Below are 24,625 nucleotides of genomic sequence, written 5' to 3'. Positions count from 1 at the left end.
GCTCTCGGCAAGTCCCGGGGCGGGTGGACCACGAAGATCCACACGATCGGGGGAGGACGCGGTCGGAACCTGGCCAGTCACCTGACCCCGGGCCAGGACTCCGATACCCGGGAGCTTCCACGGCTACTCGACGAAGTGGCGGTGCGACGGCCCGGCGGCGTCGGTCGGCCCCGCAAGCGCCTGGACAGCCTCGCCGCGGACAAGGCCTACAGCTCACGGGCCAGCCGGGCGGCGCTGCGCGCCCGGCGCATCCCTCACGACATCCCGGAAAAGGACGACCAGAAGGCCAACCGCACGCGCAAGGGCTCCCGCGGTGGCCGGCCACCCGGGTTCCGCCCGCAGGGATACCGGCAGCGCAACACCATCGAACGACTCATGAACCGGCGCAAGCAGTTCCGGGCCGTGGCCACCCGCTACGACAAGCTCGCCTGCCGCTACCGCGCCACCGTCCAGATCGCCGACATCTTCATCTGGCTACGCGCCAAACCCGACCGCCGCCCATGATCCAGGAGACACGCCCTAGCGGGTCGGGTGATCACGGGACGCCGGCGAGCAGGTGCCGGCCGGCCGTGACCCGGCGCGGGTCGCGCTCAGGGGCGACGGGCCGCCCAGGTGGTCCGGCTGCCCCGGGCGGTCAGGTCGCGGCGGTGCAGGAGAGCGTCGGGGTGGTCGCCCGCCAGGAGGTGGTCGAGGGTGCCGAGGTCGTCGGCGGCCAGCCGGCCGTCGAGGAAGGAGCGGATGTGGCGCAGGTAGGCGTGCGCGTAGCGCCCGGTGCTCGGCGGCGCCGGGCTCGCCTCGACGGTGAAGGTGCGCTGCGCGGTGACCTCGAAACCGGCCGCCGCCAGGTGCGGCCGCCAGTCGGGGTGCGAGTTCCAGTTCGCCTGCGCCAGGGCTTCGTGGCAGCGTGACTCCAGGCCGGGTCGGCCCAGCCCGACGTCGTCGGGGAGGAAGCGGGGCAGGTCGTCCATCTCGATCACCACCAGCAGGCCACCAGGGTTCAACACGGCGTGGACGTCGCGGAGCACCCGGTCAGGGTCGGCGACCTCGTGCAACGACGAGGCCGCCCAGGCGACGTCCACCGCACCGATCTCGGGCCAGGCGACGTCCAGGTCGGCCTGCACGACGCGCAGCCGATCAGCCAGCCCCTGCCCGCGCGCCGCGGTTCGGAGACGGTCGAGCATCAGCGCCGACCTGTCGATCGCGACGACCGCGGCGGAGTGGAAGCGCCGCGCCAGCGCCAAGCTGCCGGTGCCTGTGCCCGCACCCAGGTCGACGACGGTGCGCGGGACGTGCGGAGCGTGCTGCCCGACCCACGCGGTCACCTCGTCCAGGTACGGGCCGAGCACCTCCGCGTCCAGGTCCAGCAGCTCCGCCAGCCCGGCCTCGTCGTGGTGTGCCTGCCCGCCGCCGTGGTGCTGGTGAGTGTGGTGTGCCATGCCGCCACGCTAACCGGTCCGTGCGCCTGAGGCATACAATCTTGCTCATGACGCAAGAAGTCGCCCTGGACGCCGTGATCCGCCAGCGCATCCGCGGCCTGCGAACGGCCCGCGGCTGGTCACTGGATGCTCTCGCCGCCCGCTGCCACCTCAGCCCCTCGACCCTGAGCCGCATCGAGACCGGGCACCGCAGGATCGCCCTCGATCAGCTGGTCCCCATCGCCCGGGCGCTCGGCACCACGCTCGATCAGCTCGTCGAGTCCGTCGGCGACGAGGACGTGGTGATCCGACCGCAGCCGGCTCACACGCGAGGGCTGACGACCTGGCTGCTCTCCCGCGAACGCGCCGTGCAGGGCGTGACCGTGGCGAAGATGCGGATCACCCCCGAACGGCCGACCGGGGCGGAGCACCTGGGTGTGCACCCCGGCCGCGAGTGGTTCACCGTCCTGTCCGGCACTGCCCGCCTGCGACTGGGGGAGCGCACCATCCTGATCCAGGCCGGCGACGCCGCCGAGTTCTCGACCATGGTCCCGCACGCCATCGGCGCCCATGACGGTCCCGTGGAGATCCTCACCATCCTCGACCACGACGGGGAGCAGGCCCACCTGCACGCCTCGGACGACGCCCCGCAGCCGTGAGGTCGGCGGCAGGCGGGCGCCGCCGGGTTATCGCGCCTCAGACCGACCGCCAGCCGTCGGACGGCAGCCCCGAGGCCTGCGGACCCATCAGCAGCATCCCCCCGTCCACCACCCACGACGCCCCGGTCACGTACGCCGCCGCCGGCGAGGCGAGGAACGCCACCACCGCGGCGATCTCCCGCGCGTCCCCCGGCCGCCCGACCGGCACCCCCGGACGCTCCTGCGTGAACGGGTCGACGTCCTCCTGCCCGGTCATCGGGGTGGTGATCTCCCCGGGGGCGACCGCGTTGACGGTGATGCCGTCCGCCGCCAGCTCCTGGGCCATCACCTTGGTGAGCAGCCCGAGGCCGCCCTTCGCCGCGCAGTACGCCGACGTGCCGACCCGGGGCGCGTGCTCGTGCACGCTGGTGATGTTGACGATCCGGCCGCCGGCGCTGGCCGCCCGCATCCGGTGGACGGCCCGCTGCGAGCAGAGGAACGGCCCGTCCAGGTCGACGCTGAGCACCTCCCGCCACTGCTCCCACGCCACGTCCACGAAGGGCGTGGCGAGACCGACGCCGGCGTTGTTCACCAGCACGCCGATCCCGCCCAGCCGGTCGGCCAGCTCGTCGACGACCGACCCGGCCTCCGGGAGGCGGGTCAGGTCCATCTCGGCGACCTCGCAGCGCCGACCGGTGGCGCGTACCTCGGCCGCGGTGCGCCCGGCGCCGTCGGAGTCGCCGTACCAGGTGATGCCGATGTCGAAGCCGGCCTCGGCGAGCGCCACCGCGCAGGCCTTGCCGATGCCGGAGTCCGCGCCGGTGACGACGGCGATTCTGGGGTAGTCCTCGTATCGCTGGGGCATGGTGTCGCATTATCCGGCCCGGGCGAGCGGAGTCAGCCCGGGTGTAATCGGCCCGGACCCGGGTAGCCGGGCCGACATGGAGCTGGTCGAGGAGTCCCCGTACCGGTTCCGGATCGACCGGCGTGACCCGATGCGGGTGCCGGGACTGGTCTTCGCGTCCCGGTCGCTGCTGCCGGACGCCGGGGCCGACAAGTCGCTGGAGCAGGTGGCGAACGTGGCCACCCTGCCCGGCATCGTCGGCGCCTCGTACGCGATGCCGGACGTGCACTGGGGCTACGGCTTCCCGATCGGCGGCGTCGCCGGCACCGACGTCGAGGCCGGCGGGGTGGTCTCGCCCGGCGGGGTCGGTTTTGACATCTCCTGCGGGGTGCGACTGCTCACCGCGGACCTGGACCGCGACCGGCTGCGGCCCCGGCTGGACGCGCTGATGGACGGCCTGGGCGCGGCGACCCCGCGCGGCATGGGCAAGGGCGCGGTGTGGCACCTGCCGGACCGCGCCGAGCTGGACGCGGTGCTGCGCGGCGGCTCCCGGTACGCCGTCGAGCGCGGCTACGGCGTCCAGCGTGACCTGGACCGTTGTGAGGACTACGGCGCGGTCGACGACGCGAACCCGGCCCAGGTCAGCGAGCGGGCCGTGGAGCGCGGCGCGCACCAGGTCGGCAGCCTCGGCTCCGGCAACCACTTCCTGGAGGTGCAGGCCGTCGAGGAGGTGTACGACGAGGCGGTGGCGAGCGCCTTCGGGCTGCGCGCCGGTCAGGTCTGCGTGATGATCCACTGCGGCTCGCGAGGGCTGGGCCACCAGATCTGCACCGACCACGTCCGGGCCATGGAGAAGTCGATGGGCGGCTACGGCATCCACGTGCCGGACCGGCAGCTCGCCTGCGCCCCCGTCGCCTCCCACGAGGGGCGGGCCTACCTGGGGGCGATGGCCGCCGCCGCCAACTACGCCCGGGCGAACCGGCAGTTGCTCGCCCACGCGGCCCGGCAGGTCTTCGAGCGGGTCACCGGCGCCGGGCTCGACCTGGTGTACGACATCTCGCACAACCTCGCCAAGATCGAGACACACGACGTGGACGGCGCGCCGAGGCGGCTGTGCGTGCACCGCAAGGGCGCCACCCGCGCGCTGCCGCCCGGCCACCCGGACCTGCCGGACGACCTGCGCGACGCCGGGCAGCCGGTGCTCATCCCCGGCTCGATGGGGACCGGCTCGTACGTCCTCGCCGGCGTGCCGGGCTCGCCGGCGTTCGCCTCCACCTGCCACGGGGCCGGCCGGGTGCAGAGCCGCAAGCAGGCGACGAAGGCGGGGCGCGGGCACGACCCGCGGCGCGAGCTGGAGGCGCAGGACATCGCGGTGCGCGGGGCGTCCCGGCGCGGGCTCGCCGAGGAGATGCCGGCCGCGTACAAGGACATCACCGCCGTGGTGGCCGCGGCCGAGGGCGCCGGACTGTGCCGGCGGGTGGCGCGGCTCGTGCCGCTCGGGGTGGTCAAGGGCTGAGCGGCGTCACACGTCCAACGTCACCGCGCAGGACCAGCCATCCCCGTCGGGGCCGAAGCGCAGCTCGTGCAGGGACACCGCCTTGGGTACCGCGCCGACCAGCTCCACCGCGTCCGTGCCGGTGGCGCGCCAGCGCACCGTCAGGCCGCCGTCGTCGGCCGGGCGCACCTCCGTCGCCAGCGGCAGCTCACCCTCCGTCTCCATCCGGAAGATCACTTCATCCAGTACGCTCACCAGCAGGTCCTCGTCCGCGCCGGGCGGGACGTGGAATTCGACGTCGGCCTCGGGGGTCGCGCCGGTGGGATCCACGAAGGTGTCGACCAGGGCGGTAACCGCCTCTGCCACGCACCCCTCCCGGTCCGGCGCCCACGCCTCGATCCGCACGTCAGCGGTGTGCGGCACCATCCGGTGCCCGCGGGCGGGTCGTCGCTCCATGCCCCGATCATGCCGGCGTCCACGGCCGGCCATCGCGAATTGTCGGAGCCGGTCGCTGGGTTGCCGGCATGATCGCAGACGACGCCGACGCCGTGACCTTTCGATCCTCGCGGAGCACGGCCTCCTGCCCGAGCCGGACGCGCGGGGCGCGGCGCTGGCCCGGTTCGCCGCGAACGCGCGCCGGCTGCGAACGGGGGAGATCACCCCGGCCGAGTTCGAGGGGATCCTGGGTGACGACGCGGGCGCGGTCCGCTGGACGGCCGACCAGGACCCGGGCTGGCAGCTCGGCGACTGACGGGGACCACGGGATCATGCCGGCCTCGGTAGGGTCTGCCGGGTGAAGATCACCAAATTCACGCACGCCTGCGTCCGGATCGAGCACGACGGCCGGGTCCTGGTCATCGACCCCGGAACCTGGAGCGAGGCCAGGGCCCTGGTCGGGGCCGACGCGGTGCTGGTCACTCACGAGCACGCCGACCACATCGACGTGCTGCGGCTGGCCGGCCTGGGCGTGCCGGTCTTCGCGCCCCGCGACGCCCGGCTGCCCGACCTGGCGCCGCTGCCGGTCACCCGGGTGGCGGCCGGTGAGCGGCTCACCGCCGCCGGCTTCGCGGTGACCGCGGTGGGCGGCCGGCACGCCGTCATCCACGACGGCGAGCCGGACTGCGTCAACCTCGGCTACCTGGTCGACGACGCGGTCTACCACCCGGGCGACTCGCTGCACCTGCCCGGCCGGCCGGTCGACACGCTGCTGGTGCCGGCCCAGGCGTCCTGGCTGAAGATGACCGAGGCGATCGACTTCGCCCAGGCCGTCGAATCGCGGCGGGTGTTCCCCATCCACGACGCGCAGCTCAACGACCGGGGGCTGGAGAGCGTCAACGGCTGGCTCGGTGAGACCCTCGGCGACCGCTACCGTTACCTGGCTCCCGGCGAGACCGCCTGATCCGCCGGCCGGCCACTGGGCGGGGCTCCGCCCGGCGGTCGGCCGTGGCGCCGACCGGCTCAGAGCTCCGCCGGCAGGTCGAACGCGGGGAACAGTGCGTGGCCGAAGGTGGTGATCTCGGCGATCCGCCCGTTCCGCACCCGCAGCACGTCCAGCTTGAACGCCCGGAACACCGGGTCGCCGGGTCGCCGCAGGTAGCTCGCGGCGGCCGGCAGCCGGTTGGCGTACGTCGGCAGCAGCCGCCAGTCGCCCTCCCGCTCCGGCCCGAAGGCCCGCTCCAGCAGCGGCGCGATGGCCGCGACCCCGTCGAAGCACATCGGCGCCGGCGGCATGGTGATCCGCAGGTCCGGCGCCGCCGCGGCGAGCGCGGCGGTCGCGTCGCAGCGTTCGTGGGCGTCGATGAACCGGGCCAGCAGCTCCCGTTCCCGCTCGTCGGCCGGGTTGGCCGCCCAGTCGGCCCGCCGGGCCGGCAGGTGGGACTGCAGGGTGGCCCGGGCCCGCTGCAGCGCGCTGTTCGCCGCCGCCACGCTGGTCTCCAGCAGCTCCGCCGTCTCCGCCGCCGACCAGCCGAGCACGTCGCGGACCAGGAAGGCGGCCCGCTGCCGGGCCGGCAGCACCTGCATGGCGGCGAGGAACGCCAGCTCGATGGTCTCCCGGGTCACCGCCACCGCGTCCGGCTGCTCGTCACCCGGCGCGACCCGGTCCAGCAGCCGGTCCGGGTACGGCTGCAACCACGGCACCTCCGCGTACGACCGCACGGCGCGCGGCTGCCGGCCGGTGCGGCGCAGCAGGTCCAGGCAGACGTTGGTGGCGATCCGGTAGAGCCAGGCCCGGGCCTGCGCGCCGTCGAAGCCGTCCCGCCCCCGCCACGCCCGCAGGTACGTCTCCTGGACGGCGTCCTCGGCGTCGTCGAAGGAGGCGAGCATCCGGTAGCAGTGCACGTGCAGCTCGCGACGGTGGCGTTCGGTGAGCGCGGTGAAGTCGGGGTCGGCCGGCGCGGTGTGGACCTGGGTCGTCACGCTACCGCCGCCCCGACCCGGCCGACCTCCTGGACCAGCCACTCGTTGCCGTCGGGGTCCCGCAACGACAGGAACGAGCCGTAGTCCCGGCGCTCCGGGTCCGGCCCGGGGGTCTGCACGCCACCCGCCGCGAAGTGGAAGACCTCGCTGGGCTTCGCGCCCCGGTCCACCAGCTCCGCCAAGGCCGCGTCGATGTCCGGGACGACCAGGTGCAGACCGCTCACCGAGCCGGCGGCGTCCGGCTTGCGCATCAGCGCGATCGAGCAGGCGGAGCCCGGCGGGGTGAGCTGCACGACGCGGAAGTCCTCGCCGGCGGAGTGGTCGACGTCCAGCCGGAACCCGGTCTGGTCCAGGTAGAACGCCTTGGCCCGGTCCACGTCCGAAACGGGCACCACGACGAGCTCGAGTTTCCAGTCCATGATCGGCCTCCCTGGCCTCGGTGACGGCTGTCGTGACGTACAACGTCCGGTCGGTCGGGGACTCATCGGTGTTCCGATGAGAATGTCACCTCGCCGTGCGCTGAGGGGTCGTACCGGGTGCAGCGATCGGACAAGGGAGGGGACGATGTGGACCCGCAGGAACAGATCAGACAGGTGTACGCCGCCTCGGCGGCCCGCCTGGTGGCCCAGATGTACGCGATGACCGGTGACTACGCCGAGGCGCAGGACGTCGTGCAGGAGGCGTTCGTCCGAGCCCTCGCGAGACCCGGCCAGCTGCGCCAGGTCGACAACCCGGAGGCGTGGCTGCGGACGGTGGCGCTGAACGCCGCCCGGTCCCGGTTCCGACGCCGGTCGATCCTGCACCGCATCGCCCGGTCCGGTCGCCTGCACCCCGGCGAGCACAGCACACCGGCCCTGTCACCGGACCATGTCGCCCTGGTGGCGGCCCTGCAGAAGCTGCCCCGGCAGGCCCGGGAGACCGTCGTGCTGCACCACCTCGCGGACCTGCCGGTGACCGAGGTGGCCGCCGCGATGGGCTGCTCGGTGGAGGCGGTCAAGACCCGCCTGGTCCGAGCCCGCCGCGCCCTGGCCGGGCACCTCACCGACGCCGAGCCGGCCGGCCCGGCCCACGCCTTCGCCGAGGGGGATGTTCGCCATGCCTGACCTGGACTTCGCCGGTCTCAACACCGCCGCCCAGGCCGCGTTCAAGCCGCACTTCGAGCAGGTGCGTACGCGCGCCCGGCGCCGGCGGCGGACCCGGATCGCGGCGGTTGTCGTCGCGGCGGCGGTGGTGGCCACCGGGTCGGGGATCGCGGTCGCCGCCCGGCCGGCGGGGGAGCGGCTTCCGGCGCCGGCCTTCGGTCCGGACCGTACCCCGGAATTCATGCCCGGGCCGCAGCCCACGCCGACGCCCGGTGCGGGCCGCCAGGTGTCGACCGGCCGACCGGCCGCTGGCGACCTGGACCATCTCTACGTTCGCTACCAGGAGTGCCGGACCGGCTGCCCGGTGCGCTGGGCCGGCACGGATGACCGCGGCCGCACCTGGCGGACCGGCCGGCTGCCGGTGCCGGACGACGCCATGGTGGACCTGCGGGCGGTGGGTCCGCGCACCCTGGTCGCCTGGTACGTGTCCCGCTCCGACCCGAGCAGCCGGTCCGCGGCCTGGATCGCCAGCACGGACGGCGGGGCGACCTGGCGGGAGGTGGCGGTGCGAAAGGTGGCCGCGCTGCCGGCCGGCTGGCGGGTGCTGGAGCGAAAGCCCGGGCCGAGCGACGAGCCGCTGCTCGCCGTCGATCCGGCGACCGGGGACATCGGCCAGTTGACCACGCGGTCCACTTTGCAGCAGTCGGGGTACGTCGCGGGGTTGCCGGCCTCGGCGGGCCTCTGGGTCAGCGGGCGCACCGGCTCCCGGACCGGCGACGGCGGCCGGATCACCTGGACGGGCAGCGCGGTGGAGGTCAGCCGGGACGGCGGGCGGACCTGGCGGCGGCACGTCTTCGACGCCCCGCTGACCGCCTCCGACGACGACTTCGGCGCGGCGGCGCTGGCCTCGTCCGACGGTCGCACGCTCTACGCCGTCGGCCGGGTCGCCGGACGGCTGGTGATCTACCGCAGCGCGGACGGCGGCGTGTCGTGGCAGCGCACCCCCGGCACCGCGACGGTGGGCGGACGCACCATCCGGGCCGCGGTGCGGCCGGACGGCGTGCTGGTCGTCCAGGCCGGCCTGACGGCCGCCGAGCGGCCGCTGATGTTCGCGAGCACGGACGGCGGGCGGACCCTCCGCCCGACCACGCTCGGTCCCGGCGCGTCGGCCGAGCCGGTGCCCGGCGGGTACGTGCAGACGGGCTGGCCGGACAGCAAGGGGGTCTGGCTCTCCACCGACGGCGTCGCCTGGTCCTGGATGGACCCGCCGCGGCTGTGACACCCGTGGCTGCTCCCGGCGCCGGCCAGCGCCGGGAGCAGCCGCCGGGCCACGAACCCGTTCGGGCGTGGCGTCGTCGCCTGCTCAGCCGGGCGGGATCGCGAAGGTCGGCTCGGCGGCGCTCAGCACGGCCGCCCGGGCCGACGCCGACCAGACGTCGGCCAGCGCGGACGCCAGTTCGGTCAGCATCTTCGGCACGTCGGCGCCGGCCGAGGCGTGCATCGCCTCCATGACGATCAGGACCTCGCCGGTGGTGTCGCCGACCGCTGACCGCCCGCGTCCGACGTGGAGCTCGCCGCCGCGGCCCTGCGCCGGGGCGTCAAGGTGCAGCCGCTGTCCTGGCACGGGCAGCGACCGCAGCCGCCCGGCCTGGTCCTCGGCTACGCCGCCAACGCCCCGGGCGACATCGAGCGGGGCATCGCCACCGTCGCGGCCGCCCTGTGCGGGCTGCGCTGATCGGCCGGTCAGGTCAGGACGGTGCCACGCGGGGCCCGACCCGCGGTTCGGCGCCCGCGGCGGGGGCCGGAGTGCCGGCCGGCTGGTGCGGCGGGGCGTAGAGCGCGGCCAGCGCGGCGGCCGTGTCGGCGAGCCGGTCGCGCAGCTCGGCGGGGGAGAGCACCTCCACCTCGGCGCCGAGCCGGAGGAAGTCGCCGTGGGCGTGGGTGAGCGACTCGATCGGCACCACCGCCCGCACCCACCCGACCTCGTCCGGCGGGCCGGCGCTGGCGTCGACCGCGGCGACCACCGCGTCGCTGCCCACCTCCCGCAGCCGGTCCCGCCCCTGGGCGGAGAGCCGGATGATCGCCTCGTCGCGGTGCAGCCGGGCCCGGAACTCCACCACGTGCGCCCGCCACCAGGCCGGCAGGTCGAATTCGGCGGGCCGGTCGAAGGGCTCGTCCAGGGCGGTCAGCTCGAGGATCTGGTTCACCCGGTAGGTGGCTGGCTCGGCGCGTTCCGGCCGGGCGGCCACCACGTACCAGCGGCCGCCCTTGAGCACCAGGCCGTACGGCTCCAGGATGCGGGGCACCTCGCCCCGCCAGCTCCGGTAGCGGACCCGGATCCGGTGCTGCCGCCAGACCGCGTCGGCAGTGGGGGCCAGGTGCGGCGAGGGGTCGCCGTCGGAGTACCAGCTGGGGGTGTCCAGGTGGAACCGCTGCTGAAGCTGTGCCGCCCGGTCGGCCAGCGGCGGCGGCAGCGCGGCCCGCAGCTTGAGTTGGACGGTGGCGACCACCGACTCGTAGCCCAGCTCGGCGGCCGGCCCGGGCAGCCCGGCGAAGAGCAGCCGGTCCGCCTCCTCGGCGGTGAGCCCGGTCAGCCGGGTCCGCCAGCCGTCGACGAGCCGGTAGCCGCCGGCGTGCCCGGCCTCGCCGTACAGCGGGATCCCGGCGGTGTGCAGCGACTCGACGTCCCGGTAGATGGTCCGGACGGAGACCTCCAGCCGCTGCGCCAGTTCGGCGGCGGTGAGCCGGCCGTGGCTCTGGAGCAGCAGCAGGATCGACAGGAGGCGACTGGCGCGCATCCACTGACAGTAGCTGTCAGGGGAGCGGTTCTACCGTCCCGGCATGGCTTTTCGCGACAAGGAGTTGACCGTGCCGGGGACCGTCGAGGTCGCCGGCCGGCACGTCAAGCGTTACCACATCGACCAGCCGGACCGCCGGCTCGAACCGGAGGTGGTGGAGGCCGCGTACGCCTTCCTGCCCAAGCTGCTGCCCCAGCCCGACGGGGGCACCCCGCCGGCGAGCTGGGTGGTGCTGCACCGGGGCGCGGACAGCGGCGCCTACCTGCTGGCGTACAGCTGGTTCTGGGACAACGTGGTGGAGTGCCGGATCGCGGTCGCCGGGCAGTCCGCCCTGGACTGCCCGGACGACGACCCGGCGCACTTCGTGCCGATGCCCCGCCCCGGCGTGGGCTGCGTCTGGGAACTGGGCGTGCTGGAGCACGAGCGCACCGCGTGGATCCGCCACGTCCTCGCCCCCGACCGGCCCGACCTGGCCGGCTACCTGGCCGACACCCGCGCCGAGGGGCCGGTGGGCTTCTGATGGGCGACTTCGACTTCCTGGTCGGGACCTGGGACGTGGCCAACCGTCGCCTGATGAAGCGGCACGTCGGCAGCGACGAGTGGGACGAGTTCCCGGCCACCTCGGTGGCGCACCGGTTCTTCGACGGCGCCGGCAGCTTCGACGAGATGCGCTGCCCCACCCGGGGCTTCTCCGGCTCGACCGTGCGGATCCTCGACCCCGCGACCGGGCTCTGGTCGATCTACTGGATGCACAGCCGACGGGGGATCCTGGAGCTGCCGCCGGTGGTCGGCCGGTTCGTCGACGGCGTCGGCACCTTCTACGCCGACGACACCGACGAGGGGCGGCCGGTCCGGTGCCGGTTCATCTGGTCCCGGATCACGCCCACCTCGTGCCGCTGGGAGCAGGCGTTCTCCACCGACGGCGAGTGCACCTGGGAGACGAACTGGACCATGGACTTCACCCGGACGTCGACCGGCTGAGCCGGCTCAGGCCGGCGGCGGGGTCGTGGTGCGGTAGATCGCGGTCAGCCACACGTCGAGCAGGACGTCCACCACGTCCCGCTCGGCCACGGCCGGGCCGTCGCCGGCGAAGGTGGCGTACCAGACGCGCTCGTTCATCGAGTTCAGCGCGATGGCGAGGTCCCGGGCGGGCAGCCCGTCCGGGGCCGCGCCGCGGCGGCGTTCCCCCTCGATGGCGGTCTGCACCGCGTGCACCCAGCGGTCCAGCACGGCGGCCCAGAGGCGCCGCACCTCGGTGTTGGTGCCGCGCACCTGGGCGCAGGCCAGCACCACCGCCCGATGGCCGCCGAAGGTGGCGTGGAACCGGCCGATGAGCTCCCGCCAGCGGGCCCGCGGGTCCTCGGCGAGGCGGTCCAGCACGTCGCCCGCGGTCGCGTCCGCCTCCTCGATGACCCGGTCGAGCAGGGTGAGCAGCACCGCGTCCTTGGACCGGAAGTAGAAGTAGAAGGTGGGCCGGGAGATCCCGGCCCCCTTCGCCAGGTCGTCGATGGAGATGTCGCCGAAGGCACGCTCTGCCAGCAGCTGTTCGGCGGTGGCGAGGATGGCCAGCTCCCGGTCGTCGCCCGTCGAGCGGCCCGGTCGCCGCCCGCGCGTCGGCGCGGCTCCGGCGGGCGTACGGGCGGTGGTCATGACGGCTGATGGTACACCCGCTCGACACTCTGTCGATTCGACTCGACAGGGTGTTGACTGGCGTCGACGGCGGTGGATAGTGTCCGTTCCACTGCCCCGCGAACGGGAGATTCCATGGCCTCCGACCACGTCGACGTCCTCATCGTCGGTGCCGGGCTCTCCGGTATCGGCGCCGCCGTGCACCTGCGCCGCAACTGTCCGGAGAAGACGTACGCGGTGCTCGAGGCCCGCGGGGCGATCGGCGGGACATGGGACCTGTTCCGCTACCCTGGCATCCGCTCGGACTCCGACATGTACACCCTCGGCTACTCCTTCAAGCCGTGGACCGACCCGAAGGCGATCGCCGACGGCGACTCGATCCGGGAGTACGTCCGGGACACCGCCCGCGAGCATGACGTGGAGCGGCACATCCGCTTCCACCACCGGGTGGTCCGCGCCGAGTGGGACAGCGCCATCGCCCGCTGGACCGTCCACGCCCACCGCGACGACACCGGCGAGGAGGTCGTGCTCACCTGCGCGTTCCTCTTCACCTGCTCCGGCTACTACCGGTACGACGAGGGCTACACCCCTGAGTTCCCCGGCGTCGACCGGTACGCCGGCCAGCTCGTCCACCCCCAGCACTGGCCCGACGACCTGGACTACGCCGGCAAGCGGGTGGTGGTGATCGGCAGCGGCGCGACCGCGGTGACCCTGGTGCCGGCGATGGCCGAACGGGCCGCCCACGTCACCATGCTCCAGCGCTCACCCACGTACGTCATCTCGCTGCCGTCGCGTGATGTGCTGGCCGACGCGCTGCGGCGCTGGCTGCCCGCGAAGGCCGCGTATCCGGTGGTGCGCTGGAAGAACGTGCTGCTCGGGGTGGCCAACTTCCAGCTCAGCCGGTGCGCCCCGGGCGTGGTCAGGAAGCTGCTGCGCCGCGCGGCCAAGGGCAGGCTGCCGGTCGGCTATGACATCGACCGCCACTTCTCGCCCCGCTACAACCCCTGGGACCAGCGGCTCTGCGTGGTGCCCGACGGCGACCTGTTCGCCGCGGTCCGGGCCGGGCGGGCGGCGGTGGTGACCGACACCATCGACACCTTCACCGAGCATGGCGTGCGGCTCACCTCCGGCGAGGAGCTGCCCGCCGACGTCGTGGTCACCGCCACCGGCCTCAACCTGCTCGCCCTTGGCGGGATGATCCTCGCGGTGGACGGGCGGGAGGTCGACCTCGCACAGACCGTCGCGTACAAGGGCATGATGCTCTCCGGCGTGCCGAACTTCGCCATGACGATCGGCTACACCAACGCCTCCTGGACGCTGAAGGCCGACCTGGTCGCCACGTACGTCTGCCGGCTGCTGCGCCACCTCGACGCCACCGGCCAGGAGATCGTCACCCCGGTCGCCCCGGCCGCCGGCGAGCTGGCGCCGATCATCGACCTGAAGTCGGGGTACGTGCTGCGCGCCGTCGACCAGCTGCCCAAGCAGGGCGCGACGACGCCCTGGCGGCTGCACCAGAACTACCCCCGCGACGTGCTGCTGATGCGGCACGGCCGGCTCACCGACTCCGGCGTCCGCTTCTCCCACGCCGGCGCCCCGACCGACGACTCCCCGGCCGACCCCACGCTGCGCGGGGCGCGCCCGCCCGCCGACACCCCCGTCGCCTGACCGAGAGGAGCACCCATGCGTGACTTCGTCTTCCCCGGCGGCACCGCGGTGGTCACCGGCGCCGCCAGCGGCATCGGCGAGGCACTGGCGCACGCCCTCGCCCGGCGCGGCGCCGACCTGGTCCTGCTCGACCGGGACGCCGAACGGCTCGACGCGGTGGTCGCCGCGATCCGCGCCGCCCACCCCGACCGGCGGATCGACACCCACCTGGTCGACCTCGCCGAGGCCGACGCGACCGACGCGGTGGCCGCCGAGATCCGCCGGGCGCACCCGCGGATCCGGCTGCTGGTCAACAACGCCGGCGTCGCCCTGGGCGGCCGGTTCGACCAGGTCACCCTGGAGGAGTTCCTCTGGGTCGTGGACATCAACTTCGGGGCCGTGGTCCGGCTTACCCACACGCTGCTGCCCGCGCTCAAGGCCGAGCCGGGCGCCCACCTGGTCAACGTCTCCAGCCTGTTCGGGCTGATCGCGCCCGCCGGGCAGGCCGCCTACTCGGCCAGCAAGTTCGCCGTCCGTGGCTTCACCGAGGCGCTGCGGCACGAGCTGGCCGACGACGGCGTCGGGGTGACCTCCGTGCACCCCGGCGGCATCCGGACCCGGATCGCGCAGAGCGCCCGGGTGGGCAGCGGCGTCTCCCGGGAGGAGTACGAAACCGGCCGCCAACAGTTCGAGAAGTTGCTCTCCATCGACCCGGCGAAGGCCGCCGAGGTGATCCTGCGCGGGGTGCAACGCCGCCGCGGGCGGGTGCTGATCGGCTGGTCGGCGAAGCTGCCCGACCTGTTGGCCCGGCTCGCCCCCGCCTCGTACCACCGGGTCCTCGCCGCCGGCCTCAACCGGGGTGCGGGCGGCCCGGCGGCCCGGTCGACGTCCCGGCTGGAGTCCGCCCCGGCGGCGGATTCGGTGCCCACGCCCCGCCCGGCGGTCGACCCGCTGACCTCCGAGGCCACCCCCGGGCAGCCGGCGTGACGGTCTCCCTCCCGCCCGCCGACGAGCTGACGGTGGCCGGGCGGCGGATCCGCTGCCGCATCTCCGGCAGCGGCCCGGCCGTGGTGCTGCTGCACGGCATCGGGCGCACCCTCGACGACTTCACCGGCCAGCACGAGCTGCTCGCCGCCGACCACCGGGTGGTCAGCGTCGACCTGCCCGGCCACGGCGGCTCCGCGCCGTTGGACGCCCCGCACACCCTGCCGGCGCTCGCCGCCGCCGTCGCGGAGTTCCTCGACGCGGCCGGGGTCGACCGGCCGGCGCACCTGGTCGGCAACTCCCTCGGCGGGGCGGTGGCGATGCGGCTCGCCGCCGACGAGCCGTCCCGGGCGGCCAGCCTGGCGCTGGTCAACAGTGCCGGGTTCGGCCGGGAGGTGACCGTCGCGCTGCGGCTGCTCGCCCTGCGCCCGCTCGGCCGGCTGCTGCTGCGCCCCCACCCGGCCGTCGCCCGCCGCACCGAGCTGGCGATCTTCCGCGACCCGGCGTACGCCACCGAGGAGCGGGTGGCGACCGCACTCGCGGTGGCCCACCAGCCGCATGCCGCCCGGGTGATGCTGGAGCTGGTCCGCAGTCTCGGCACCTGGCGGGGTGTCCGCCCACAGTGGCGGGCTGAGCTGCTCGACGCGGTCGCCGCGCTGGACCTCCCCACGCTGGTGGTCTGGGGCGACCGGGACCTGATCCTCCCCGCCACCCACCTGGCCGCCGCCCGGTCCCGGCTGCCCCGGGCGCGGACGCACCTGTTCCCCGACACCGGGCACATGCCGCAGATCGAGCGGGCCGAGGAGTTCCACGCGCTGCTCCGCGACTTCTGGACCGACGTCGACCGGCTCTGACCCGCTCACGGCAGGGCACCGCCGTGCGAGTCGGCCAGCCCCGGTCAGGCGGTGGTGCCGTCGGCCGCCCCGTGGTGCCGCAGCACGAGCGTCACCGCCACCAGCACGAACAGCAGGCCGGCGAGCACCGGTACCGGCGCGGGCAGCCACGGCGTGATCAGGGCCAACACGGCCGCGACCGGGAACAGCACCAGGCCGAGACCCCGCTTCCAGGGCAGGTGCAGGGCCCAGAGGGCGAGCAGGTACACCGCGACGGGCACCGCCACGGCGTACCCGGCGGTCCGGCCGGAGACGTGAGCCTCGTGCAGGTCGTGGTCGACCGCGACCGCCAGGCCGGCGCCCACCGCGGCGATCGCCGCGAAGATCAGGTAGTGGCCGTAGCCCCAGAACAGCGCGCCGCGCAGGGAGCCGGGTGGTAGCTGGCCCGGCCGGTCGAAGTAGAGCCACCAGAGCGCGAAGACGATCACCGCTCCGGCCGCGGCGAGCCACCACAGCTCCGGGTTCCCGGCGTCCACCCCGCTCTGGATCGCCACCGAGATGGCGAGGATCGCCTCACCGAGCACGATCAGGGTGAACAGCTGGTATCGCTCGGCGATGTGGTGCGGGTGCCAGCTGGTCTTCCCGAGCCGCTCGGACACCACCGGCACGAGCACGTCGGCGAGCGCCAGCACCAGGTACGCCGGCAGGCCCCAGCCGTCCGGCAGGGTGAGCCGCAGCAGCCAACCGAGCTGCACGACGAAGACACCGACCGCGTAGGCCGTTGCGGTCGCCCGCCCCTCCGGGTCGCCAGCCGCCGCGCGCAGCCAGTTGACGACCGCGGCCAGCCGCATCACCACGTAGCCGTAGGTGATGGTGGTGAAGTCCGCGTCGGTGAACGCCCGTGGCACGCCGGCGGCGAGGATCAGCGCCCCGGCGATCTGCACCAGGATGGTGAGTCGGTAGACGTCGTCGTCGGTGTCGTAGGCCGAGGCGAACCAGGTGAAGTTCATCCAGGCCCACCAGATCGCGAAGAACACCATCAGGTAGCTGGTGACGGCGTGCCCGAGGTGGCCCTCCGCCAGGTCGTGGTGCAGGCTGCCGGACGCCTGGGCCACCGCCACCACGAAGCAGAGGTCGAAAAAGAGCTCCAACGGCGTGGCGACCCGGTGCTCCTCGTCGGGCCGGCGCGCCCGCATCGGTTGGTACCAGGAGCGGACGTGTGTGGTGCCGGTGGTCACGAGACAGCTCCTCGCCGCAGGCCGTTGCGCCCACACGATAGTGCGGTGTCCACTAACGTTCACCGGGTTTGCGGTGGGTGCTGTGGATCCTCGCCTTGGGGGCGAGCGACTCCCCACCGGGTGGTGGGGCGGGCCTCCGCGGGCCAACTGATCCTCGCGCCGCCCCGTGGTGCGCTGGGCGGGACCGGTGCGGGCCAGCGCGGTCAGGTCCGCCTCCACCCGCGCCGGCAGCGGGTGCCGGTGCCGCAGCACCCGGCCCAGCTGCCGGGCCGCGTCGGCCAGCCCGGCCCGGCCGTCCGGGTCGCGCCAGGCCTCGGCGACCATCGCGCGCACCACCCGGCCGGGCCGGCGCATTGCGGCGGTGAGCACCCGGTTGGGCGCCTCGATCCGCCGCCGGGGCGCGGGGGTCCCGGCCCGTCGGCGCCGGGAGGTGGTGGGCCACCAGCTCCGGGACGTACGCCAGACGCCAACCGGCGGCGGCCAGGTTCATCGCCAGCAGCGCCTCCTCGCCGTACATCCCGAGCCGTTCGGCGAAGCCGCCGACCTGCCGGTACGCGGCGGGGCGCAGCACCACCGCGCAGGTCAGGAAGCCGAGCACGGTCGGGTCGGGCGCGTCCGGGGCGGTGCCGAGCGGGGCCTGGGCCATCGCCGCGGAGATCGGGTCGAGCCGGTCCTCCCGGCCGACCAGCCCCCGCCTGGTCAACAGCGCGGTCCGGGGGAGGGCGCGACAGCAGCTCCGCGGCCCGCTCCAGCGATCCGGGCGCCCAGTACGAGTCGTCGTCGGCGAACACCACGAACGGGGTGTCGGCCAGCGCCACGCCCACGTTGCGGGCCGCCCCGGCCCCGGCGTTGCGGCCCAGCCCGACCACCCGGACGTGGGGAAAGGCCCGTGCGACGGCGGGCCGGCGTGCCGTCGTCCGACCCGTTGTCCACCACGATCACCGGCGCGGTGTGCCGGGCCAGCAGTGCCAGGAGCTGGTCCCGCCGGTTGCGGCTGGCCGACGACGATCGTCGGGTCCGGTGTCCTGGCGGCCCAGGTACCCGGCGACGCCGACCCTCAGTCGGCCTCGGCCCGATTCGGCGGGTCCGAGCAGGTGCGGAGCCCGCCCTGGCGGGGAAGACGGCCGGCGTGGCCGAGGTGACCCTGCTGCTCGCCGGCGACGTGATGACCGGTCGCGGCGTCGACCAGATCCTGCCCCGCCCGGGCCCGCCCGCGCTGCGGGAAGAGCTGGTCACCGACGCCCGGCGCTACGTCGAGCTGGCCGAGTCCGTCGCCGGTCCGGTCCCGCGCCCGGTCCCGCCGGAGTGGCCGTGGGGTGCGGCGCTGCGCCTCCTCGACGAACTGCGCCCGGACGTGCGGATCGTCAACCTGGAGACGGCGGTGACCGGGCGCGGTGAGTACGCCCCGGGCAAGGGCATCCACTACCGGATGCACCCGGACAACCTCGGCTGCCTCACCGCGGCCAGCCTCGACGTCTGCGCGCTGGCCAACAACCACGTCCTCGACTTCGGGCCGGAGGGGCTCACCGACACCCTGGACGGCCTGCGGCGGGCCGGGATCACGCCGGCCGGCGCGGGCCGGGACGAGGACGAGGCGTGGCGGCCGGCGCGGGTGCCGCTCGACGGCGGCGGCCGGCTGCTGGTCTGGTCGGTGGGCGCCCCCTCCAGCGGCATCCCGCCGCAGTGGGCGGCGACCGGCGGGCGACCGGGCGTGGCGTACCTGCCGGAGGTGTCCGAGGCGACGGCCGGGGCGCTCGCCGACCGGATCGGCCGGGAGGCGGGGCCGGGGGACCTGGTGGTGGTCTCCGTGCACTGGGGGTCGAACTGGGGCTACCAGGTGCCGGACGAGCACGTGCAGTTCGCGCACCGGCTCGTGGAGTCCGGGGTGCACCTGGTCCACGGGCACTCGTCGCACCACCCCCGCCCGGTCGAGCGGTACCGGGGCCGGCTCGCCCTGTACGGCTGCGGCGATCTGATCGACGACTACGAGGGGATCGGCGGGCAGGAGTCGTACCGGCCGGAGCTGCGGCTGCTGCACCTGGCCACGCTGGACGCCGGCACCGGTGAGCTGCGCCGGCTGCGGCTCGTCCCGGTGCGGATGCGCCGCATGCGGCTGGAGCCGGCGGCACCGGAGGAGGCCCGCTGGCTGGCGGACCTGCTGGACGGGCTCGGCGCGCCGTACCGGACCCGGTTCGTCCTCGGCGACGACGGCCTCGTCACGCTGCGAACCGACTGACCGACTGACCAGGCGGCGCGTGGCGTGGGCCACCTTCGGCGGGCCCGGCACGACGCTCCGGCGGAGCCGGGACGCATCATAGATACATGACGCATCCCACGGCCTCGCCGCGCGCCGTCGCGCCGTCCGCCGCCGAGCGGGCCTACCGGTATCTCAAGCGCGCGATCCTGGAGCAGGTCCATCCGGGTGGTTCGCTGATCAGCGAGGGGGAGATCGCCGAGGCGGCCGGCGTCTCCCGCACCCCGGTCCGGGAGGCGCTGCTCCGCCTGGAGGCGGAAGGGCTCGTCGCCCTCTACCCCAAGCGCGGCGCGCTGATCCGGCCGGTCTCCGCCCGCGAGATCGCCGACGTCATCGAGGCCCGCCGGCTGGTCGAGCTGCACGCCGCGGAGCGGGTCTGGCCGCGCCGCGCCGAGCTGAAGGCCGACCTGGCCCGCTGGCTCACCGAGATGCGCCGGGCGCACGCCGCCGGCGACGTGACCGCGCTGATGGCCGCCGACCGGGCCTTCCACGCCACCGTCGTCGAGGCCGCCGGCAACGAGATCCTCGCCGAGCTTTACCACCGGCTGCGCGACCGGCAGCTGCGCATGGGCGAGGCCAGCTTCCGGCTCTCGCCCGGCTGGGCCGAGGTGGCCCTCACCGAGCACGCCGGCCAGCTCGCCGCCTTGGACGGCGAGGACCCGCAGGCCTGGCTGGACGCGGTGGGCGCGCACATCGACAACGCCGCGACCGTGTTCCGGACCCTGCGATGACCGGCGCTCCACGCCGGTCCGCCGTCCTGGTCTACGCGGTCGCGCTCACCGCGTACGTGGCCGCGGTGTTCCACCGCAGCTCACTCGGCGTGACCGGGGTGGACGCGGCCGACCGCTTCCACATCAACGCCTCGGCGCTGGCCATCTTCTCCGTCGCCCAGCTCGCCGTGTATGCGGCCATGCAGGTTCCCGTGGGGGTGCTGCTCGACCGGTTCGGCTCCCGCCGCCTGCTGCTCACCGGTGGGGCGCTGATGGTGGCCGGGCAGCTCTGCTTCGCCGTCGCCACCGACGTCCGGCTCGCCGTCGCCGCCCGGGTCCTGGTCGGCCTCGGCGACGCGATGACCTTCATCAGTGTGCTGCGGATCGTGGCGTTCTGGTTCCCCGGGCGGCGCAACCCGCTGCTGGTGCAGCTCACCGGCACCGTCGGGCAGCTCGGCGCGGTCCTCGGCGCCGTACCCCTGGTGGCGCTGCTGCACCACGCCGGCTGGACCCCCGCCTTCCTCACCGCGGCAGCGCTCGGCGTGACCGCGCTGCTGCTGGTGCTCGTGGCGGTACGCGACACGCCGCACGCCGAGCACACCGCGGCCGCCGCCCCGGACCTGGCCACCGTACGCCGGCAGCTCGCCGCGGCCTGGGCCCAGCCGGGCACCCGCCTGGGCCTCTGGACCCACTTCGTCACCCAGTTCTCCGGCTCGGTCTTCGCGCTGCTCTGGGGCTACCCGTTCCTGGTGCAGGGCCAGGGCCTCTCGCCCACCACCGCCGCCTCGCTGCTCACCCTGATGACCGTCGCGACGCTGGTCTGCGGTCCGGTCATCGCGCACCTGTGCGCCCGGCACCCGTTCCGGCGCTCGGTCGTGGTCTTCGCCATCACCGCGACCACCGCCGCCGTCTGGGCCGTGGTGCTCGCCTGGCCGGGACGGGCGCCGCACTGGCTGCTGGTGACCCTGGTGGTCGTCCTCGCGGTGAACGGGCCCGGCTCGGTCATCGGCTTCGACTACGCGCGCACGTTCAACCCGGTGCACCGCATCGGCAGCGCCACCGGGATCGTCAACGTGGGCGGATTCGTGGCCTCGATCCTGCTGATCCTGGCCGTCGGCGTGGCCCTCGACCTGGCCACCCCGGCCGGGCGGTCCACCCCGCCGCTGGACGCGTTCCGCTGGGCCTTCGCCGTGCAGTACCTGCTCTGGGGCCTCGGCGCGGCACAGGTGCTGCGCTACCGCAACGCCGCCCGCCGCCGGTACGCCGCCGAACGCGCGACCTCGCCGGTCCCGGCCGTGGCGGGCGCCTGACCGGCCGTGGCCGGCCCGGTCAGCGAGGGAGGCGCCGGTGAGTGAGCGAGTCCAGCACCAGGGTGAGCCCCGCGCCGACCAGCCAGAAATCCTTGGCGAGGGGGATGCCCGCCTGCGTGGGCCTCAGGCTGTGCGGCTCGCGCAGCCCCGGCGTCTTCAGGTAGAGCTGCACCAGCCCAGCGCCGAACGCGGTCAGCCCCAGCCCGACCAGGAACGACGGCGCGAACGGGGCGATCAGCGCGGCCCCCAGGGCGATCTCGCTGCGGGACAGCAGCTTGGCGAATCGGGCGGCGTCCAGCTGCCGGAGCTGTGGGACCGCCCCCACGGCCATGCCGTGCATCGCCTCGGCGGCCTCGCCCTCCAGGGTGCGCTTGCTGAGCCCGGAGTTCAGAAAAAACGCGCCGATGCTGAACCGCAGCGGCGCATGCGTCAGCCTCATGACCACTCCCGTCGGTGCCGGAGAACCGTGCCCCGGCCTACCCGGTACGGGCGGTGCTAACCCGCCGAACGGCGCTGAGCCGACGGTGGCGCCGGGCGGTAGGTTCGCGGGGAGGCGTGATCACCCGCGCAGGCAGGAGAAGACCGTGAGCCAGGAAGTCCGGGGAGTCGTGTCGCGGCGCAAGGGCGCGCCGGTGGAGGTCACCACGATCGTGGTGCCGGACCCGGGGCCGGGCGAGGCGGTGGTGAAGGTCCAGTCCTGCGGGGTCTGCCACACCGACCTGCACTACCGCCAGGGCGGCATCAACGACGACTACCCGTTCCTGCTCGGCCACGAGGCGGCCGGCGTCGTCGAGCAGGTGGGGGAGGGGGTCACCGGGGTGGCCCCCGGCGACTTCGTGGTGCTCAACTGGCGCGCGGTCTGCGGGGTGTGCCGGGCCTGCCGCCGGGGTCGCCCCTGGTACTGCTTCAACACCCACAACGCCGCCCGGAAGATGACCCTCACCGACGGCACCGAGCTGTCGCCCGCGCTCGGCATCGGCGCCTTCGCCGAGAAGACCCTCGTCCACGCCGGGCAGTGCACCAAGGTCGACCCGGCGGCCCGGCCGGCCGCGGTGGGCCTGCTCGGGTGCGGGGTGATGGCGGGCCTCGGCGCGGCGATGAACACCGGCCAGGTCACCCGGGGCGACTCCGTCGCGGTGATCGGCTGCGGCGGCGTCGGCGACGCCGCGGTGGCGGGCGCCGCCCTCGCTGGCGCGACGACGATCATCGCGGTGGACACCGACTCCCGCAAGCTCGACTGGGCCCGCAGGTTCGGCGCCACGCACACCGTCAACGCCTCCGAGGACGACCCGGTCGAGGCGATCCGAGCCGCCACGGGTGGCTTCGGCGTCGACGTGGTGATCGACGCGGTGGGCCGCCCGGAAACCTGGAAGCAGGCCTTCTACGCCCGCGACCTGGCCGGCACGGTGGTGCTGGTCGGGGTGCCCACCCCGGAGATGAAGATCGACCTGCCGCTGCTGGACGTCTTCGGCCGGGGCGGCGCCCTCAAGTCCAGCTGGTACGGCGACTGCCTGCCCAGCCGGGACTTCCCGATGCTCACCGAGCTGTACAAGCAGGGCCGCCTCGACCTCGACGCCTTCGTCACCGAGGAGATCGCCCTGGACCAGGTCGAGGAGGCGTTCACCCGGATGCACCACGGCGACGTGCTCCGCTCGGTGGTGGTCTTCCCGTGACCGTCCGCGTCGACCACACCGTCACCTCCGGCACCTTCTCCCTCGACGGGCAGACCTTCGACGTCGACAACAACGTCTGGGTGGTCGGTGACGACGGCGAGTGCGTGGTCGTCGACGCCCCGCACGACGTGGCGGCCGTCCTGCGGGTCGTCGGCGACCGCCGGGTGGTCGCCGTGCTGGCCACCCACGCCCACGACGACCACGTACGCGTGGGTCCGGAGCTGGCCCGGGCCACCGGCGCTCCCGTGCTGCTGCACCCCGCCGACCGGGTGCTCTGGGACCTGGTCCACCCGGACACCCCACCCGACGGCGAGCTGGCAGACGGCCTCCTACCGTGACTGGGTTTGGCATGCCTTCGACGTGGCGCTGCCGGCGAGCGTGCCCGCCGGGGTGAAGGTGTGCAGCCCGACGGTGCGGCCCCGCGACGGCAGAGTTCGTGTCGACCTGCCCTGGCAGGCCCCGCACACCCCGCCGCCGGTGGACGGGCACACGCGTGGGCTTGGTGTCGACTGGGGGGTGAACACCTGCTGACCGCCACCGTGGCCGACCTCGACCAGGGCGGCTCCGTCGTCGTGGACGGGCGTCCGTTGCGGTTCGACGCGACCGGCGTGTCGGCGAAACTGGTGCGACTACGCCGCCACCGCGAACACCTCAACACCAAAGCCGACCACCTGTCCCGGCTGCGGGACGGCCGGCCCGCCGACGCCCCCGCCGAGGCGGCCCTGGCCGGCAAGCTAGCCTGCTTGGAGGCCGAGCATGCGGCGGTGTGCGCCCGGATCCGGCATCTCAACCACGCGGTTGCCTGGTCGGCGGCGCGGTGGCTGGTCGACCACGCGACCGGGGTCGGCGCCACCGTCGTCTACGTCGAGAACCTCGCGACGCTCGAGGCGGGTGGCCGGTCACGCAGCCTCAACCGGCGACTGTCCGGTGCGGTACGCGGCACGGTGTTCACCGCCGTCGCTCACCTCGCCGCGCAAGCCGGTATCGCAGTCGTGACTGTTCCGGCGCGTGGCACGTCGTCGGGCTGTCCCCGCTGCGGCGGCGCGGTCACGCACGTCAAGACGCCGGACCGGTGCGTGGCCGGGTACCGGTGGGCGATTTGCTCGTGTGGCCTGTCACTGGACCGCGACCACGCCGCCGCGCAACGCATCGCCGCCCGGGGCCTGGCCAACCAGACCAAAACCCGCCCCGACCGTAGCGGCCAGGCCGCGATCCACGCAGCCACCGACACACCCGTGCGGCGCCGGGCGCGTCGACCAACCCCAGCCGCGACGACCAGGCCGGTGCGGGACCGACGCAAGACCGCACCCACCCGCAAGCAGACCCGACCTACAGGTGCCAAAACCTCACGCCTGCTGCCCTCGCGACGGCAGGTTCCCGCCCCGACAGAACCCCCACCGGGAACTGGCGGCAAGCGTCCGGCGGGACGGACACCCCAGGAGACCAACCCGCCAGGGCCGGTCCGCCAGGTGCCGCACACGGTTCCCACCACCGCCCGGCGACACCCCCACCGGGTCCGCGGGGCAATCCTCGGCCGCGGCTTCCACCGCCACGTACACGCCACCCCCATCACCCACCAGGACGGCGGTACAGGCACGATGTCCGCCCCGCTGAGGATCACATAGGAAACCAGAGACGCTCGACTCCACCCGCCCGACCG

The 24,625-nt window shown here is 74.4% G+C and carries 28 protein-coding genes and 3 pseudogenes; 19 read left to right on the top strand and 12 right to left on the bottom strand.

Annotated features, from left to right (window positions below; translation table 11 throughout):
• Positions 1-12: 12 nt before the first annotated feature.
• Positions 13-504 (top strand): annotated as a pseudogene (locus OG799_RS10455) (IS5 family transposase); the annotation flags it as partial.
• An 86-nt stretch (positions 505-590) separates the two neighbouring features.
• Here OG799_RS10455 and OG799_RS10450 read toward each other — a convergent pair.
• Positions 591-1,436: a class I SAM-dependent methyltransferase gene (locus OG799_RS10450; RefSeq protein WP_406044825.1), complete on the bottom strand. Its 846-nt coding sequence runs from the start codon at positions 1,434-1,436 to the stop codon at positions 591-593.
• Positions 1,437-1,483: 47 nt separating this feature from the next.
• On the opposite strand from OG799_RS10450, the gene OG799_RS10445 reads away from it, so the two are divergent.
• Positions 1,484-2,074, top strand: coding sequence for a helix-turn-helix domain-containing protein (locus OG799_RS10445; RefSeq protein ID WP_406044824.1), 591 nt, complete (start codon positions 1,484-1,486; stop codon positions 2,072-2,074).
• Positions 2,075-2,111: 37 nt separating this feature from the next.
• Here the strand turns inward: OG799_RS10445 and OG799_RS10440 are convergent, their stop codons facing one another.
• Complete coding sequence (locus OG799_RS10440) at positions 2,112-2,918, bottom strand: SDR family oxidoreductase (protein WP_406044823.1); 807 nt, start codon at positions 2,916-2,918, stop codon at positions 2,112-2,114.
• A 76-nt stretch (positions 2,919-2,994) separates the two neighbouring features.
• Between OG799_RS10440 and OG799_RS10435 the strand changes: the two genes are divergently transcribed.
• Positions 2,995-4,413, top strand: coding sequence for an RtcB family protein (locus OG799_RS10435; protein WP_406044822.1), 1,419 nt, complete (start codon positions 2,995-2,997; stop codon positions 4,411-4,413).
• 6 nt (positions 4,414-4,419) lie between these two features.
• On the opposite strand, the gene OG799_RS10430 is transcribed toward OG799_RS10435, so the two are convergent.
• On the bottom strand, positions 4,420-4,848 hold the full coding sequence (locus OG799_RS10430; RefSeq protein WP_406044821.1) for an archease: 429 nt from the start codon (positions 4,846-4,848) through the stop codon (positions 4,420-4,422).
• A gap of 337 nt (positions 4,849-5,185) precedes the next feature.
• Between OG799_RS10430 and OG799_RS10425 the strand changes: the two genes are divergently transcribed.
• Positions 5,186-5,791: an MBL fold metallo-hydrolase gene (locus OG799_RS10425; protein ID WP_406044820.1), complete on the top strand. Its 606-nt coding sequence runs from the start codon at positions 5,186-5,188 to the stop codon at positions 5,789-5,791.
• 59 nt (positions 5,792-5,850) lie between these two features.
• On the opposite strand, the gene OG799_RS10420 is transcribed toward OG799_RS10425, so the two are convergent.
• The gene (locus OG799_RS10420; protein WP_406044819.1) at positions 5,851-6,810 is read right to left on the bottom strand and encodes an RNA polymerase subunit sigma-70; all 960 of its coding nucleotides are present in this window, start codon (positions 6,808-6,810) and stop codon (positions 5,851-5,853) included.
• The gene (locus OG799_RS10415; RefSeq protein WP_406044818.1) at positions 6,807-7,229 is read right to left on the bottom strand and encodes a VOC family protein; all 423 of its coding nucleotides are present in this window, start codon (positions 7,227-7,229) and stop codon (positions 6,807-6,809) included. The genes OG799_RS10420 and OG799_RS10415 overlap by 4 nt, the downstream gene beginning before the upstream one ends.
• Positions 7,230-7,376: 147 nt before the next feature.
• Between OG799_RS10415 and OG799_RS10410 the strand changes: the two genes are divergently transcribed.
• Positions 7,377-7,913, top strand: coding sequence for an RNA polymerase sigma factor (locus OG799_RS10410; RefSeq protein ID WP_406044817.1), 537 nt, complete (start codon positions 7,377-7,379; stop codon positions 7,911-7,913).
• Positions 7,906-9,171: a hypothetical protein gene (locus OG799_RS10405; protein WP_406044816.1), complete on the top strand. Its 1,266-nt coding sequence runs from the start codon at positions 7,906-7,908 to the stop codon at positions 9,169-9,171. Before OG799_RS10410 ends, OG799_RS10405 begins: the two co-directional genes overlap by 8 nt.
• Positions 9,172-9,255: 84 nt before the next feature.
• Here the strand turns inward: OG799_RS10405 and OG799_RS10400 are convergent, their stop codons facing one another.
• Positions 9,256-9,402, bottom strand: a complete 147-nt coding sequence (locus tag OG799_RS10400) for a hypothetical protein (RefSeq protein WP_406044815.1) — start codon at positions 9,400-9,402, stop codon at positions 9,256-9,258.
• Positions 9,403-9,456: 54 nt separating this feature from the next.
• Here OG799_RS10400 and OG799_RS10395 point away from each other — a divergent pair, with 54 nt between their 5' ends.
• Complete coding sequence (locus OG799_RS10395; protein ID WP_406044814.1) at positions 9,457-9,627, top strand: hypothetical protein; 171 nt, start codon at positions 9,457-9,459, stop codon at positions 9,625-9,627.
• Between the two features lie 13 nt (positions 9,628-9,640).
• Here the strand turns inward: OG799_RS10395 and OG799_RS10390 are convergent, their stop codons facing one another.
• A complete protein-coding gene (locus OG799_RS10390) occupies positions 9,641-10,690 on the bottom strand; it encodes a helix-turn-helix transcriptional regulator (RefSeq protein ID WP_406044813.1) in 1,050 nt (349 codons plus the stop codon).
• A gap of 43 nt (positions 10,691-10,733) precedes the next feature.
• Here OG799_RS10390 and OG799_RS10385 point away from each other — a divergent pair, with 43 nt between their 5' ends.
• Positions 10,734-11,210 carry a hypothetical protein gene (locus OG799_RS10385; RefSeq protein WP_406044812.1) on the top strand — a complete coding sequence of 159 codons (477 nt, stop codon included), beginning with the start codon at positions 10,734-10,736 and terminating at the stop codon, positions 11,208-11,210.
• On the top strand, positions 11,210-11,671 hold the full coding sequence (locus tag OG799_RS10380) for a hypothetical protein (protein WP_406044811.1): 462 nt from the start codon (positions 11,210-11,212) through the stop codon (positions 11,669-11,671). Before OG799_RS10385 ends, OG799_RS10380 begins: the two co-directional genes overlap by 1 nt.
• A 6-nt stretch (positions 11,672-11,677) precedes the next feature.
• Here OG799_RS10380 and OG799_RS10375 read toward each other — a convergent pair whose 3' ends face one another.
• Entirely contained in the window at positions 11,678-12,340 is a 663-nt protein-coding gene (locus OG799_RS10375) for a TetR/AcrR family transcriptional regulator (protein WP_406044810.1), read from the bottom strand.
• 114 nt (positions 12,341-12,454) lie between these two features.
• On the opposite strand from OG799_RS10375, the gene OG799_RS10370 reads away from it, so the two are divergent.
• Genes OG799_RS10370 through OG799_RS10360 form a run of 3 tightly spaced genes read left to right on the top strand, consistent with a single transcriptional unit; the run spans position 12,455 to position 15,801 of the window.
• The gene (locus OG799_RS10370) at positions 12,455-13,984 is read left to right on the top strand and encodes a flavin-containing monooxygenase (RefSeq protein ID WP_406044809.1); all 1,530 of its coding nucleotides are present in this window, start codon (positions 12,455-12,457) and stop codon (positions 13,982-13,984) included.
• 15 nt (positions 13,985-13,999) lie between these two features.
• Positions 14,000-14,950 carry an SDR family NAD(P)-dependent oxidoreductase gene (locus OG799_RS10365; protein ID WP_406044808.1) on the top strand — a complete coding sequence of 317 codons (951 nt, stop codon included), beginning with the start codon at positions 14,000-14,002 and terminating at the stop codon, positions 14,948-14,950.
• Positions 14,947-15,801, top strand: a complete 855-nt coding sequence (locus OG799_RS10360; protein ID WP_406044807.1) for an alpha/beta fold hydrolase — start codon at positions 14,947-14,949, stop codon at positions 15,799-15,801. Before OG799_RS10365 ends, OG799_RS10360 begins: the two co-directional genes overlap by 4 nt.
• Positions 15,802-15,845: 44 nt before the next feature.
• Here OG799_RS10360 and OG799_RS10355 read toward each other — a convergent pair whose 3' ends face one another.
• The 3 genes and pseudogenes from OG799_RS10355 to OG799_RS10345 all read right to left on the bottom strand — a co-directional run.
• A complete protein-coding gene (locus OG799_RS10355; protein ID WP_406044806.1) occupies positions 15,846-17,018 on the bottom strand; it encodes a low temperature requirement protein A in 1,173 nt (390 codons plus the stop codon).
• A 52-nt stretch (positions 17,019-17,070) separates the two neighbouring features.
• On the bottom strand, positions 17,071-17,721 hold the full coding sequence (locus OG799_RS10350) for a hypothetical protein (RefSeq protein ID WP_406046532.1): 651 nt from the start codon (positions 17,719-17,721) through the stop codon (positions 17,071-17,073).
• A 25-nt stretch (positions 17,722-17,746) separates the two neighbouring features.
• Positions 17,747-17,887, bottom strand: a pseudogene (locus OG799_RS10345) (glycosyltransferase family 2 protein); the annotation flags it as partial.
• A gap of 260 nt (positions 17,888-18,147) precedes the next feature.
• Between OG799_RS10345 and OG799_RS10340 the strand changes: the two are divergent.
• The 3 genes from OG799_RS10340 to OG799_RS10330 all read left to right on the top strand — a co-directional run bounded on the left by OG799_RS10340 (position 18,148) and on the right by OG799_RS10330 (position 21,292).
• A complete protein-coding gene (locus OG799_RS10340) occupies positions 18,148-19,254 on the top strand; it encodes a CapA family protein (protein ID WP_406044805.1) in 1,107 nt (368 codons plus the stop codon).
• An 86-nt stretch (positions 19,255-19,340) separates the two neighbouring features.
• Positions 19,341-20,003 (top strand): GntR family transcriptional regulator, encoded by a 663-nt coding sequence (locus tag OG799_RS10335; protein ID WP_406044804.1) that lies wholly within the window; start codon positions 19,341-19,343, stop codon positions 20,001-20,003.
• Positions 20,000-21,292, top strand: coding sequence for a nitrate/nitrite transporter (locus tag OG799_RS10330; RefSeq protein ID WP_406044803.1), 1,293 nt, complete (start codon positions 20,000-20,002; stop codon positions 21,290-21,292). The genes OG799_RS10335 and OG799_RS10330 overlap by 4 nt, the downstream gene beginning before the upstream one ends.
• 19 nt (positions 21,293-21,311) lie before the next feature.
• On the opposite strand, the gene OG799_RS10325 is transcribed toward OG799_RS10330, so the two are convergent.
• Positions 21,312-21,731: a hypothetical protein gene (locus OG799_RS10325; protein WP_406044802.1), complete on the bottom strand. Its 420-nt coding sequence runs from the start codon at positions 21,729-21,731 to the stop codon at positions 21,312-21,314.
• A 145-nt stretch (positions 21,732-21,876) separates the two neighbouring features.
• Here OG799_RS10325 and OG799_RS10320 point away from each other — a divergent pair, with 145 nt between their 5' ends.
• The 4 genes and pseudogenes from OG799_RS10320 (at position 21,877) to OG799_RS10305 (ending at position 24,590) form a co-directional block, all read left to right on the top strand.
• Positions 21,877-22,965, top strand: coding sequence for an S-(hydroxymethyl)mycothiol dehydrogenase (locus tag OG799_RS10320; protein ID WP_406044801.1), 1,089 nt, complete (start codon positions 21,877-21,879; stop codon positions 22,963-22,965).
• Positions 22,962-23,291, top strand: a pseudogene (locus OG799_RS10315) (MBL fold metallo-hydrolase); the annotation flags it as partial. The gene OG799_RS10320 and the pseudogene OG799_RS10315, both read left to right, overlap by 4 nt.
• A 34-nt stretch (positions 23,292-23,325) precedes the next feature.
• Positions 23,326-23,496: a hypothetical protein gene (locus tag OG799_RS10310; RefSeq protein ID WP_406044800.1), complete on the top strand. Its 171-nt coding sequence runs from the start codon at positions 23,326-23,328 to the stop codon at positions 23,494-23,496.
• Between the two features lie 8 nt (positions 23,497-23,504).
• Positions 23,505-24,590: a zinc ribbon domain-containing protein gene (locus OG799_RS10305; RefSeq protein ID WP_406044799.1), complete on the top strand. Its 1,086-nt coding sequence runs from the start codon at positions 23,505-23,507 to the stop codon at positions 24,588-24,590.
• Positions 24,591-24,625: the final 35 nt, after the last annotated feature.

It is taken from the genome of Micromonospora sp. NBC_00898 (assembly GCF_045207895.1).
Classification (GTDB): domain Bacteria; phylum Actinomycetota; class Actinomycetes; order Mycobacteriales; family Micromonosporaceae; genus Micromonospora.
The sequence above is the reverse complement of the archived record's forward strand: the minus strand, read 5'-3'. Positions and strand labels throughout refer to the sequence as shown.

Excerpts from the sequence above, each read along its gene's own strand:
- OG799_RS10375 (WP_406044810.1), bottom strand. The coding sequence starts at position 12,340 with ATGACCACCGCCCGTACGCCCGCCGGAGCCGCGCCGACGCGCGGGCGG.
- OG799_RS10390 (WP_406044813.1), bottom strand. The coding sequence starts at position 10,690 with ATGCGCGCCAGTCGCCTCCTGTCGATCCTGCTGCTGCTCCAGAGCCAC.
- OG799_RS10325 (WP_406044802.1), bottom strand. The coding sequence starts at position 21,731 with ATGAGGCTGACGCATGCGCCGCTGCGGTTCAGCATCGGCGCGTTTTTT.
- OG799_RS10440 (WP_406044823.1), bottom strand. The coding sequence starts at position 2,918 with ATGCCCCAGCGATACGAGGACTACCCCAGAATCGCCGTCGTCACCGGC.
- OG799_RS10415 (WP_406044818.1), bottom strand. The coding sequence starts at position 7,229 with ATGGACTGGAAACTCGAGCTCGTCGTGGTGCCCGTTTCGGACGTGGAC.
- OG799_RS10435 (WP_406044822.1), top strand. The coding sequence starts at position 2,995 with ATGGAGCTGGTCGAGGAGTCCCCGTACCGGTTCCGGATCGACCGGCGT.
- OG799_RS10405 (WP_406044816.1), top strand. The coding sequence starts at position 7,906 with ATGCCTGACCTGGACTTCGCCGGTCTCAACACCGCCGCCCAGGCCGCG.
- OG799_RS10400 (WP_406044815.1), bottom strand. The coding sequence starts at position 9,402 with ATGGAGGCGATGCACGCCTCGGCCGGCGCCGACGTGCCGAAGATGCTG.
- OG799_RS10335 (WP_406044804.1), top strand. The coding sequence starts at position 19,341 with ATGACGCATCCCACGGCCTCGCCGCGCGCCGTCGCGCCGTCCGCCGCC.
- OG799_RS10370 (WP_406044809.1), top strand. The coding sequence starts at position 12,455 with ATGGCCTCCGACCACGTCGACGTCCTCATCGTCGGTGCCGGGCTCTCC.
- OG799_RS10450 (WP_406044825.1), bottom strand. The coding sequence starts at position 1,436 with ATGGCACACCACACTCACCAGCACCACGGCGGCGGGCAGGCACACCAC.
- OG799_RS10430 (WP_406044821.1), bottom strand. The coding sequence starts at position 4,848 with ATGGAGCGACGACCCGCCCGCGGGCACCGGATGGTGCCGCACACCGCT.
- OG799_RS10385 (WP_406044812.1), top strand. The coding sequence starts at position 10,734 with ATGGCTTTTCGCGACAAGGAGTTGACCGTGCCGGGGACCGTCGAGGTC.
- OG799_RS10330 (WP_406044803.1), top strand. The coding sequence starts at position 20,000 with ATGACCGGCGCTCCACGCCGGTCCGCCGTCCTGGTCTACGCGGTCGCG.
- OG799_RS10365 (WP_406044808.1), top strand. The coding sequence starts at position 14,000 with ATGCGTGACTTCGTCTTCCCCGGCGGCACCGCGGTGGTCACCGGCGCC.
- OG799_RS10380 (WP_406044811.1), top strand. The coding sequence starts at position 11,210 with ATGGGCGACTTCGACTTCCTGGTCGGGACCTGGGACGTGGCCAACCGT.
- OG799_RS10445 (WP_406044824.1), top strand. The coding sequence starts at position 1,484 with ATGACGCAAGAAGTCGCCCTGGACGCCGTGATCCGCCAGCGCATCCGC.